The 13,776-nt window shown below is 54.7% G+C and carries 1 protein-coding gene; it reads left to right on the top strand.

What is annotated here, in order from left to right; translation table 11 throughout:
* Positions 1 to 13,725, top strand: a complete 13,725-nt coding sequence (locus ACW17M_RS12660) for an amino acid adenylation domain-containing protein (protein WP_457547554.1) — start codon at positions 1 to 3, stop codon at positions 13,723 to 13,725.
* Positions 13,726 to 13,776 lie beyond the last annotated feature (51 nt).

The following is a 13,776-nucleotide window of genomic DNA, read 5'->3' as shown; positions in this document are numbered from 1 at the left end:
ATGGAATTGGACGAAAGAAAGATTGCTCAACGTTTTGCAGAATTACAGGTTGATGCGCAGCGAAGTTTTCTGAATAAGCTGAGAAGTAGTGGCATTGATTTTCGTGAGCTTCCTATCGTGCCCGTTAACCGAGCTGAGCAACTTCCGTTGTCATATTCGCAGCGTAGCTTATGGTTGACATGGCAGCTTGATCCGGCAAGCCCGGCTTACAACATGCCAGGTGTGTTTTATTTGCAAGGCCCACTGGATGTTGCTGCATTCGAGTCGAGTGTGAATGACCTTGTGACGCGCCATGAAGTACTCCGCACGATATACCCTCAGAGCAGTGAGGGAGAACCTCTCCAGGAGGTTCTCAATGACTGGCGTGTTCCCGTATTACACGATGATTTACAGCAATATACCGAGTTAGAGAAGGAAAAAGAGCTACAGCGCCTCATTGGCGAGTTCTCTCAGCGCCCGTTTGCGATTGATGTTGAGCCGTCATTCCGCATGGCAATCTACCAGTTAGATACTAACCATCATGCAGTTGCCATTGTATTGCACCATATCGCTTGTGACGGTTGGTCGATTCAGTTGCTCATCAATGAGTTGTTCGAGTTTTACGAAGCCCGAATCCAACAGCGCAATGCTGCATTACCTTCGTTACCCATTCAGTTTGGTGATTATGCTGTTTGGCAACGAAGTTGGTTCGAGGCTGGCGAAATGGAGCGGCAGCTAAACCATTGGCGCCAGCGCCTGGGGGGCTCGCACACGCCTATCGAGCTTCCTTTGGATCGTCCAAGAGGCTCACAGGCGACATCGAAAGTCGGTCAGTGTCATGTTCAATTATCTCAAGAGGTGAGCCATGGTATTCATCAGCTAGCCCGTGAGCATGGCGCTTCACTGTATATGGTGATGCTGTCACTTTTAAAGCTGACGCTACATCGTTTCAGTGGACAAAGCGACATACGTATAGGCTCTCCCAGTGCTAATCGGAACAAAGCTGAAACACATGGTTTGATTGGTTACCTGCTCAATATTCAAGTGCTGAGAACCTTATTAGAGCCTACCAAGGGGTTTACCAGCTTATTAGGCGCCGTTAAAGAAACCGTGCTTGATGCACAGGACTACCAGGATATTCCTTTCGATACTCTGGTAGAAGCGTTACAGCCTGAGCGCCAACCTGGAGTACATCCGCTATTTCAGGTCAAGTGCACCCAACAGAAAGAGCTGGAGAGGGAAAAGGCAGTAGGTGACTTAAAGGTATATCTTGAAGGACTAAGCGGCGGTGATGCGCACTTCGATCTGAGCTTTGACTTTACCGATACCACTGATGGTATTCGCTGTGTATTCGCCTATGCGGCGGCACTGTTCGACGAAACAACAGTCAAGAGATTCGCCGAAGCACTACAAAGCCTGGCTGAGCAAGTGCTGAAAACGCCGAGTACGCCATTGGCATTGCTCGAAATCCCCGCCCCCACTTCGGTGCTTGAAGGAAATACAACTACATTCACTTCTGGGAGCGTTATAGAGCTTTGGGATCGAGCCGTCGAGCACTCCCAACAACTTGCGATGCAAGATGAACCGGATAATGCAGCCACCTATGCCAGCTTGGATGCCCAGGCCCAACGGTTAGCGGCAGAGTTAATGGCACAGGGAGTCGGCCCTGAAGTACGCGTTGCCATTCACGCTGAGCGTTCGTGCGAGTACGTGCTCGGCATTCTCGCCGTACTCAAAGCGGGCGGGGCGTTTGTACCGCTGGATCCGCAACTACCTACGGAACGTTTGGCCTATCAACTGACTGACAGTGGCGCTCGCTTAATGCTGAGCAGCATGGCTTGCGACTGGAGCGGTGACGTTCCGGTAATGGAACTGGCGTTTGCCGATGATATTCCGTCTGCAGTAGAACACAAACTGCCCGACATCCATCCCCAGCAGACTGCCTATGTGATCTATACCTCTGGCTCCACGGGCAAGCCCAAGGGGGTGGCGGTGAGTCACGGTGCTCTGGCCAATTATGTGCAGGGCGTTCTGGAGGCGCTGGCGCTACCAGAGGACGCCCGCAACATGGCGATGGTGTCGACGGTGGCGGCGGATCTGGGGCATACGATGCTGTTTGGTGCCTTGTGCTCGGGGCGCACTTTGCATCTTATTTCACCGGAATGTGCCTTCGACCCGGATGCCTTTGCGGCTTATATGCGGGAACAGCAGGTGGACATACTTAAGATTGTGCCTAGCCACCTCCGTGCCTTGTTGAATGCTGCAGATCCGGCAGATGTACTTCCGCAAGAGCGCTTGATTCTCGGTGGTGAAGCTACCGACTGGGCGCTACTGGAGCGTATCGTCAAGCTCAAACCAGCCTGTCGGGTGCTTAATCACTACGGCCCTACGGAAACCACGGTAGGTATTCTCACCCAGCAAGCCGAAATGGCCGATCGAGCTGCCAGCACACTGCCGATCGGCACACCGCTGACCAATGCTCAGGCCTATGTGCTCGACCCCTGGCTTAATTCAGTGCCGAAGGGCGTTGCCGGTGAGCTCTACTTGGGTGGCCCAGGGCTGGCTCAAGGCTACCTACAGCGCCTGGGGCAAACGGCGGAACGTTTCGTCGCCAGCCCCTTCCAAGCAGGGGAACGGCTCTATCGCAGCGGTGACCGGGTGCGCCAACTGGCCGACGGTAGCCTGGAGTTCCTTGGCCGTGTGGATGATCAGGTAAAGATTCGCGGTTATCGGGTGGAACCGAACGAGATCGCTGCCCTGCTGCGCGATCAACCGAGTATTGCCGAGGCTGAGGTGATCGCGCAGGAAAACGAGGAAGGGCGTGCGCAACTGTATGCCTACGTGGTTATGGCAGCCGGGAGCGACGTCAATGACGCCGCGTTACTTGCGCAGCTTGGCGAGCGCGTGCCGGACTATATGGTGCCCAGTGCCATAGTGCGGCTGGATACCTTGCCGCTGACCGCCAATGGCAAGCTGGATCGCAAGGCGTTACCGGAACTGAGGACATCTAGTCGAGACATGTACGCTGCACCCGAAGGCGATATCGAAACTGCGCTAGCTGAGATATGGGCCGACGTGATCGGCTGCGAGCGAGTGGGGCGCAACGACAACTTCTTCGAGTTGGGTGGTGATTCGATTTTGAGTTTGAAGGTGGTGGCTAGGGCAAGAAAGCGTGGCTTGCGGATATTGCCTAAACAGTTACTTGAGAAGCAAACTCTCGCTGAACTTGCACATGCGTTGCAGGGTGAGGGAGAGGATAAGAAGCAAGAGCCAACCATACCTGTATTATCAAACACTGATCGAACGAAGTCATTGCCTTTATCTTATGCTCAAACACGTCAGTGGTTTCTATGGCAATTAGAGCCTAAAAGCACAGCTTACCATATCTCAGGGGCGCTAAATCTGAAGGGTAAGTTAGACATTGAAGCTTTGCAGAGTTGTTTCACGGCCTTGGTGGAGCGCCATGAGTCGTTACGGACAGTGTTCGCGTCTAATAATGATGGCCTGGCGAAGCAGGTAGTCTTAGATAAAAACGCATATGATTTTCGCCATTCCGACTTAAGCAATATTGCGCCTGAAAAATGTGAAATTCTTGCCGATACTGCGATTCGAGAAATTTGCGACACGCCTTTTGATCTCTCAATTGGGCCGCTTCTACGAGTGGGGGTGATTCAGCGTGCTGAAGATGATCATCTGCTGGTAGTGGTGATGCACCACATTGTCTCTGATGGCTGGTCTATGCAGTTGATCATTGATGAGTTTGCTGTCGACTACCGTGCTCGTGTGATAGGTGAAGCCTGGCAGCCGCCAGCCTTGCCGATTCAGTACGCTGACTATTCAGTATGGCAGCGTCAATGGATGGATGCGGGTGAAAAGGAACGCCAGCTTGCCTACTGGAAGCAGGAACTGGGTAGAGAGCACCCAGTACTGCAATTACCAACCGATTTCCCGCGTCGCAATGATGGTCGTTATCGCGCTGCGTACCACCAGATGATGTTACCAGAATCGTTGGTTAGCGAGTTGCGTCAGCGGAGTAAGGTCGAGGGGGCCACTCTGTTTATGACGCTGCTGACGGGATTCCAAGCGCTGCTATATCGCTATACCGGACAGGAAGATATCCGGATCGGTGTGCCAATCGCTAACCGTCACCGGGCTGAAACCCAGGGAGTTGTGGGCTTCTTCGTTAATACTCAGGTGCTTCGCAACCAGATGAATGACCGCTTGAGTCTGGCCGAGGCATTAGAGGAAAGCATGCGTGCAGCACGTGGGGCGCAGGAGCACCAAGATCTGCCCTTCGAGCAGCTTGTTGAAGCGCTGCAGCCGGAGCGTAGTCTGAGCCATACACCACTATTTCAGGTGGTATTCAACCATCAGAGAAAAGATTCTCAATCATTGTTAAAACTGCCGGATCTATCCTTCGAGAATTACTCTTTGGGGCAGCAGGCTGCGCAATTTGAACTGACACTGAACACAGTCGAAGGTGCTGATGGTACGCTTCGAGCAACGTTTGCTTATGCTGCCGAGCTTTTTAAATCGGAAACTATCGAGCGCCTTGCTGCCCATTATCAATCATTACTCCAGGCGCTAGCTACGTCTCCTGACCAGTCCATCAACAATGTTGATCTGCTGAGTGAGTTTGAAAAGAGGAAGTTGTCCGAGTGGAGTACTAGTGCTCAACGCTACCCTGTTGCTAGGGCGATCCATCATCTAATTGAGCGCCAAGCTGCGGCAACCCCAGAGGCCACGGCGCTAGTATTTGAGAATCAGTTACTCAGCTACGCCGAACTCAATACCCGTGCCAATCGCTTGGCGCACTACCTAATTGGCCTAGGCGTAAAACCCGAGACCCGAGTGGGCATTGCTGTGGAACGCTCTGTTGAAATGGTGGTGGGGCTGCTGGGGATTCTTAAGGCGGGCGGTGCTTATGTACCGCTAGATCCAGATTATCCGAGTGATCGGTTGGCCTATATGGTCGAGGACAGTGGCATCGAGCTGCTGCTTACCCAGCAATATCTTCGCGAGTCGTTACCAGTAGCTGAAAGCCTGAATGTCATCGAACTGGATCAGTTGGATGTGACGCATCATGCGTCGACCAATCCAAACGTGGCGCTGCACGGCGAAAATCTTGCTTACGTGATCTACACCTCGGGCTCCACAGGGCAACCTAAAGGGGCGCAGCTATGCCATGCGAACGTGACGCGATTACTTGATACCACGGCACCTTGGTTCAATTTTGACGAGCAGGATGCCTGGACAATGTTCCACTCCTACGCCTTCGATTTCTCAGTGTGGGAGGTATTTGGTGCGCTGTGCACGGGCGGAAAACTTGTCGTGGTGCCCTACTGGGTTAGCCGTTCGCCGGAGGATTTCCTTGAGTTGCTATGCCGGGAACAAGTGACAGTCCTGAACCAGACGCCTTCTGCCTTCCGGCAGTTGATGGCCACACCCGACCTCTATAACACGGAAGACTTGGCTTTGCGTGTGGTGATCTTCGGTGGTGAAGCATTGGAACCGGAAAGCCTACGCCCTTGGATTGAGCATTTCGGTGATGATCATCCCCGTCTGATCAACATGTATGGCATTACTGAAACCACGGTGCATGTCACTTATCGACGTGTGACAGCTGATGATCTGACAGGTCAACGTAGTCCTATAGGGATCACTCTCCCGGATCTCGGCGCACATATATTAGATAACCAGCTTAATCGTGTCCCCATCGGGATTCCTGGAGAGCTTTACGTATCAGGAGCAGGCTTGGCACGAGGCTATTTGAACCGCTGTAGTCTGACAGCAATTCGCTTCGTGGCTGACCCATTCGGCTCGGGGGAGCGGCTCTATCGCACTGGTGACCTAGTGCGCTGGCATGAAGACGGCCAACTCGAGTACCTGGGGCGTATTGACCATCAGGTGAAAGTACGCGGCTTCCGTATCGAGCTGGGGGAGATTGAAGCGCAACTGCTATCTCAGCCGGAGGTACGCGAGGGGGTGGTGGTTGCACAAGACGGCCTCGGAGGCTCTAGACTAGTAGCTTATGTGGTTCCCCAAGCCAACATCGAGCTCGATATCAGCGCTCTCCGCGAGCGACTAGGCCAGTATCTACCTGACTATATGGTGCCGGGGGCTGTAGTTATCCTCGATGCAATACCGCTGACCTCCAACGGGAAGGTGGATCGCAAGGCGCTGCCTGAGCCTGACCTAGCGAGTAGCTCGCAGTATGTGCCACCTCAAGGAGAGGTGGAAGCAGCCTTGGCGAAGGTCTGGAGCGAGGTGTTGGGGGTGGAGCAGGTAGGGCGTCACGATAATTTCTTTGAGTTGGGTGGGCATTCGCTGCTGGCGCTGAAGGTGCTTGAGAAAATGCGGAATTGTGGCCTGACAGCGCAGGTGCGTACTCTTTTCCAATATCCGGAACTGGTAGCCTTTGCTCAGGCTATAGTCCAGAAGCCATTGCGAGATGAAATCATCATCCCGCCAAATCAAGTCCCTCTCGATTGCCAAGCTCTTCAGCCTGATATGCTGACGCTAATCGAGCTTAATGCCGAAGAGATCCATGCGATCGAAGCGGCAGTGCCTGGTGGTGCTAACAATATTCAGGATATCTACCCGTTGGCACCGCTGCAGGAGGGCATCCTTTTCCATCACCGGCTGCAGCAAGAAGGAGATGCCTATGTAACCCAACATTTGCTCGGCTTTGATTGCCAGGAGCGGTTGGAAGCATTCATTTCCTGTTTTAATAAACTGATTGACCGCCACGATATTCTGCGTACCGCGGTACTGTGGGGTGGGCTCCGCGAGCCTGTACAGGTAGTTTACCGGCATGCCGAATTAGCCCTCGAATGGCTAGACTTGGAGCGAGATGGTTCTCGCTGCGTCGCTGAACGGCTGAATGCCGAGGTGGATCCTGAACACCATCGTGTCGATGTGCGTCGAGCTCCCATGCTGCGCGCAGTTGCTGCATATGATGCCGAGCAAAATCGCTGGCTGCTGCAGCTACCTAGCCACCACTTGGTCATGGATCACACCACCCTTGAGCTACTGGTGGAAGAAATTGCCCTGATCCAGCAAGGTCGTGAAGATGAGTTGCCCAAGCCGCTACCTTTCCGCAACTTCGTGGCACAGGCCCGGCTAGGGGTAAGCCTGGAAGATCACGAGGCTTTCTTCCGTGAGCAGTTGGGCGATATTAAAGAACCGACAGCGCCCTTTGGGCTGCTAGACATTCGCAGCAATGGCAGCGATATCGAAGAAGTACGCGTTCCTTTGTCGGTGGAGTTAGCCCAGCAGGTGCGGCAACAGGCTCAGCGCCATGGTGTTAGCACGGCTAGCCTGTTCCATCTAGCCTGGGCATTGGTGCTCAGCAAAACGACTGGGCATGACGATGTGGTATTTGGCACTGTGCTGTTCGGGCGTATGCAGGGTGCTGAAGGGGCCGAACGGGCACTGGGGATGTTTATTAATACGCTACCAGTACGTATTAAAATGGGAGCTCAAGGTGCCGATAAATGCCTGCGCCAAACCCACGACGCCCTATCTGAGCTAATGCACCATGAACATGCCAGCCTTGGCCTCGCACAGCGCTGCAGCGGGCTACCTGGCGGGACGCCGCTATTCACCAGTTTGCTAAACTATCGTTACAGCGCACCTCAGCAAGAGGGGAACATCGCTCATACCTGGGAAGGTATGGAAGTGCTGGGTGGTCAGGAGCGTACCAACTACCCGATCACGATGTCGGTGGACGATCTGGGGAACGGCTTCCAGTTGGTAGGGCAGGTGAGCCGTCTAATCGGTGCTCAGCGGTTATGTGACTATCTGAGCACAGCCATTGCAGGGATCGTAGGAAATCTGCAAGCGGCGCCTCAACAACCATTAAGTGAGATCAACCTGCTCAGAGCAGACGAACAGCAGCTGTTGAGCGAATGGGGAGAGAATACGCAAGAGTATTTAGGCACTTCTCCAGTCCATCACCTAATTGAGCGCCAAGCTGCGGTAACATCCACGGCCACTGCGCTAGTATTCGAAGATCAGTCACTCAGCTACTCCGAGCTCAATGCTCGTGCCAATCGCTTGGCTCACTATCTGATCGGAATGGGAGTGCGTCCCGAAACCCGCGTGGGCATCGCTGTTGAGCGCTCAGTAGAAATGGTGGTAGGACTGCTGGGCATCCTCAAAGCAGGGGGCGCCTATGTGCCGCTGGATCCGGATTACCCCACCGAGCGGCTGGTCTATATGGTCGAAGACAGCGGCATCGAGCTGCTGCTCACCCAGCAGCATCTTCGCAATACGCTGCCGGTGTCTGAGAGCCTTGGCGTTATCGAGCTGGATCAATTGGACGTGGCACATCATGCGTCAACCAACCCGGAGGTGGCACTGCACAGTGAACATCTCGCCTATGTCATTTACACCTCGGGTTCTACCGGGCGTCCCAAAGGCGCCGCCAACCGTCACCATGCACTGACTAATCGCCTACAGTGGATGCAGGAGGCCTATGGGTTAACGGCCGACGATGCGGTGCTACAGAAGACGCCATTCAGCTTTGATGTCTCGGTATGGGAGTTTTTCTGGCCGCTGATGCAGGGGGCGCGGCTGGTGATGGCGCCGCCAGGTGCTCATCGCGAACCAGCACAGCTAGTTGAACTGATCCGAGCCCACAAGATCACCACGCTGCACTTCGTACCTTCCATGCTCCAAGCCTTCATGGCGCATAGCGATGTGGAAGGTTGTACCAGTCTGATACGCTTAGTGTGCAGCGGTGAGGCGCTACCGGCGGAACTGCAAAATCAGGTATTTGCCCGTTTGCCTCATGCGGCGCTCTACAACCTCTATGGCCCCACCGAAGCGGCCATTGATGTCACCCACTGGATCTGTCAAGACGATGGGCGCAACCACGTAGCCATCGGCCAATCCATCGCAGGTATTCGTACCTATGTGCTGGATGGCAATCTTAACTTGGCGCCGTCTGGGGTCACTGGCGAACTCTATCTCGGCGGGGCTGGTTTGGCGCGGGGCTACTTGCACCGCCCTGACCTTACCTCAGAACGTTTTGTCGCCGATCCTTTTGTGCAGGGCGAGCGCCTCTACCGCACCGGTGACCTGGTGCGCTGGCGGGAAGATGGTCAGCTTGAATACCTGGGCCGTCTTGACCACCAAGTGAAGATCCGCGGCCTGCGTATCGAACTTGGCGAGATCGAAGCCGAACTACTCTCTCAGCCGGAGGTTCGCGAGGCGGTGGTGGTCGCTCAAGAAGGCCCCGGTGGTTCTAGGCTGGTGGCCTATGTGGTTCCCCAAGTCGACTGTGAACTCTATACCGCCGTACTACGTGAAGCACTGGGTCAAAAGCTACCGGACTATATGGTGCCGGGTGTTCTGGTCTCGCTTGATGCACTGCCGCTGAATGCCAACGGAAAAGTAGATCGCAAGGCCTTGCCCGAGCCGGATTTGGCCAGTGGCTTGCAGTACGAGCCACCTCAGGGCGAGGTGGAAGAAGCGCTTGCAAAAATCTGGTCAGAGATACTTGGCGTCGAGCAGGTGGGCCGACACGATAACTTCTTTGAGCTAGGTGGTGATTCGATTCTCAGTCTACAGATCGTCTCCCGGTTGCAACGGGCTGGTTGGATGGTTACTCCTCGGCAAGTCTTTGAGCACCAGAGCATAGCCGAGTTGGCGCTGAATGCGTCCGGTGCGCTGGAGGAGGCGCAAAAACGTAAAGTCGAGCTAAATGGATTGGCGGATTATCTGAGCAGTGAGCAGATCGAAGCCCTAGGATTAGACCAAGACAATATCGAAGATGTTTACCCCCTGTCGCCCACGCAAGAGGGGATGTTCTTCCACTCTCTTGAAGCGGAAGAGCCGGGGCTCTACGTCAATCAATTGAACGTAGACGTCAGTGGACTGGATGCCAATAGGCTAGTAAGGGCTTGGCAAGCTATGGTCGAACGCCACGCCACGCTAAGAACGGGGTTCTTATGGCAGGCGGGTATGGCGCGTCCACTACAACTCGTCTTGGCACAAGTAGAGCCTGAGATCGTACAGTTGGATTGGCGCAATAGGAAAGATGGGCTTGAAGAGTCTCTCGCCACCTATGCTGAGCAAGTAATTAAGCGCCAAATTGACTGGCTGACACCACCCTTAGCCTGGTTGCATTTGATTCGACTCGATGATGACCGCTATCAACTGATATGGACTCGGCACCATATCTTGTCCGATGGCTGGTCAGAAGCCCGTCTAATTAACGAGTGGCTGGCCAGCTATGCGGAAGAGCCCTTGGCGGCTGTTGGGCGACCCTACGGTGACTACATTCGCTGGTTGCAGCGCCAGGATGCCGCTTCGACTCAAGCCTTCTGGACATCGGAACTGGTGGGGCTGGAAGGGCCGACACTGTTGGCAGAGTCGACCCGTCAAGAAAGTGAAGCCCAGGGCTTCGCCAAACGCTATACCCGTCTAGAACGACAAGATACTGCGCTACTAAAAGCTGCTGCCCAGCGGCAACGCGTGACTCTAAACACTTTGATACAGGCAGCCTGGGGGGTGTTATTGCAGCGCTACTGTCATCAGGAACGGGTGGTGTTTGGCGCGACGGTATCCGGCCGCCCACCGAGCCTGCAAGGCGCTGAGGAGATGGTAGGCCTGTTTATCAACACCATCCCCGTGGCATTGGAGGCGCGGCCTGAGCAGAGTGTTGGTGCTTACTTACAGAGTGTGCAGGCGACCAATTTGGGCATTCGCGAGTATGAGCATGCCGCGCTAGCAGATATCCAACGCTGGTCTGAGTCATCGGGCCGCGCTCTGTTCGACAGTATTATTGTATTTGAGAACTTCCCCGTCGATAGAACAATGCGTGATCAGCAGCGGCATGGTCTACGCTTTGGTGAGGTTGCCGGGGAAGGCATAACTGGCTATGCGATGGATCTGCAGGTGGTGATCGACGATGAGCTGGAGATTGAGTACTGCTATAGCCGAAGGGACTTCCCTGAACCGTTCATTGATGAACTGAAATGCGCCATGGAACTGCTCATTCGTCAGATGGCGGAGTCGCCTGATCGGCCTGTGGGTGAGTTGGAATGGATTGAATCAGCTCGATGGGATGCACTAAGTGAATTGAGCCAGAGTGGCCGCAACGGGTTCTCACGCATGCCAGTGCATCGCCGCATCGCCGCGCATGCTGTTACTCGGCCAGATTATATTGCGCTTCGAATGGGTGACCAAGCTTTAAGCCATGCGCAGTTGAATGCTCAGGCTAATCGCCTTGCCCATTATCTGCGCGAGCAAGGTGTGGGGCCAGATGTGCGGGTTGGCGTGGCGCTCGAACGCTCGCCTCAGGTCATTGTGACCTTGCTGGCTGTGCTCAAGGCGGGCGGTGCCTATGTACCTCTCGACCCAGCCTACCCACCCGAGCGCTTAAGTTTTATGATTAAAGATAGCGGTATGGCCATGCTGCTAACGCAGCGTAATGTACTGCCGCGTTTAGCAAAAGTGGACGGTATACCTTATGTCGATTGCGAAGCGCTCGATTTAATCCGTTATGACGACACTGACCCCGGCCTGGTAGTGCACGAAGAATCACTGGCTTACGTGATCTATACTTCGGGCTCCACCGGCACACCGAAAGGTGTCACGGTGGCTCATGGCCCGCTGGCGATGCATTGCCAGGCGATCAGCGAGCTCTATGATATGGAACCAGACTCCTGCGAGTTACATTTCATGTCATTCTCCTTCGATGGTGCCCATGAGCGCTGGCTGACAGCCCTGTGCTCGGGGATGAGCCTAGCAATTCGGGAAGAAGAGCTATGGACAGCGGAACAGGCCTACACGGCCCTGCAACACTATCAAGCAGCAAACGTGGCCTTCCCGCCGGCCTATTTGAATCAAGTCGCTGACTGGGCAGAAGGTCGTGATGATACGCCACCGGTGGAGTTATACGTTTTCGGTGGTGAAGCGATGCCCAAGACAGCCTATGACAAGGCGCGCCGCACGTTGCGGCCGCGCTGGTTCATTAATGGCTATGGGCCCACCGAAACGGTGGTGACACCACTGCTGTGGAAGACACCCGCCGAGGAGACTTTTGACTGTGCCTATGCACCGATTGGTCGCCCCGTTGGCGAGCGGTCGCTCTACGTGTTGGATGACAACCTACAGCCGGTACCCAAGGGCGTTGTGGGCGAGTTGTATATCGGTGGTTATGGTTTGGCGCGAGGGTATCTTGGGCGTACCGGCTTAACAGCCGAGCGCTTTGTGGCCGATCCCTTCGACACCTTGGGTGGGCGCCTCTACCGCACTGGAGATCTGGTGCGCTGGCGGGAAGATAGCAATATGGAGTATATGGGCCGTGCAGATCACCAAGTGAAGGTGCGTGGCTTCCGTATTGAACTGGGTGAGATAGAGGCACGTGCCCGCGAGATACCTGGCGTGAGTGACGTCGCCATCGTTACCCATGAAGTCTCGAATGGACATCAATTGGTTGCTTATCTGGTAGCTGATGAGGCGGATGACTCTCGATTAGTGCGCCGTGCACGCCGACACTTCGAAGCGCATCTGCCCGACTACATGGTGCCAGCCCATATGATGGTGCTAACAGCCCTGCCACGTATGGTCAATGGCAAACTGGATCAGTCGGCGTTACCCGAGCCACGGCTGGATGAAAATCGCGAGCACGTGGCCCCCTCTACACCGGAAGCTCGTCAGCTCGCTGAGATTTGGCAGGAAGTATTGGGTATTGAGCGGGTCGGAGAAACCGACAACTTCTTTGAGTTGGGTGGAGACTCTCTACTAAGTCTGAAGGTGTTGAGCCGAGTGCGTGCCCTAAAGGAGACTACGCTTGATTTTAAACTGCGTGATCTGATGCAGAAACCCACCATTGCCGGTTTGTTAGGGCTGGGTGAATCTTCGGATGCTTTGCTGGATGGCGTGGTTATGCTCAATGGCGAGAGTCAGGGGCAGTCACCGCTGTTCTGTGTTCATGCTGGTATGGGCACCCTTTACGACTACCAGCCGCTGGCACGGAGTCTACAGGGAGTATGTACGGTATATGGATTGCCGTGCCGGATGCTAACCGACCCGCAACATTGTGATACGTCGCTGGAAGCAATGGCTGATGACTATGCATCAACTATCCGCAGTATTCAGCCTCAGGGGCCCTACCGGTTATTGGGGTGGTCACTAGGTGGCACCTTGGGAGCGATGATCGCGGCACGGCTTGAAGTGCAAGGTCAAGAGGTGAGCCTGTTAGCACTGGTGGATCCCTATATCCCGAGTAGCGACCAGAGGCGCGAAGATGATTGGCGGCAGGACTTCGCAGCTTTTGTGTCAGTGATCTTACCGGGCATCTCGGCTGAGGCAGAAGCCAGTAGTAATAGTGACGCGCCCCATGAGGAGCCGAGCGAAACTAAGCTAGCCGACAGGTTGGATAGGCTACTGGCGCCGGATGAGGCACACGGACGGGAAGGTTATGCCGCTCTGGGCGGTGAGGAACTCGCTCGGATCTTCTGTGTGGCACGCCATTTGAAGAGGCTCTCTCTGCAGACCGATACCTTACCGACGCTGAGCTGTGAAGCGGATTGTTGGTGGTCTGAGGGGCGTCCACACGAGGAGCGGCAAGCGCTAACGAATCAAGTGGGGCAAGCGCCACGTCGTGCTATTGAGGCTTCTGAGGGTCACTTTTCGATTGTCTCCAGTGATTCGCTGTTGCTACAGGTGGTGGAAAAACTGCAAGAGGTAGCTCACCTGGAGGTAATTGTAGACGAACAAGAACTGGTTTGATTGCTGGTTTTTAAAAGAAAGCTCTCTTCTTGGCCGCGCTGGGAAGAGAGC

This window comes from Vreelandella sp. 2A-K22, from assembly GCF_054065485.1.
The sequence above is the reverse complement of the archived record's forward strand: the minus strand, read 5'-3'. Positions and strand labels throughout refer to the sequence as shown.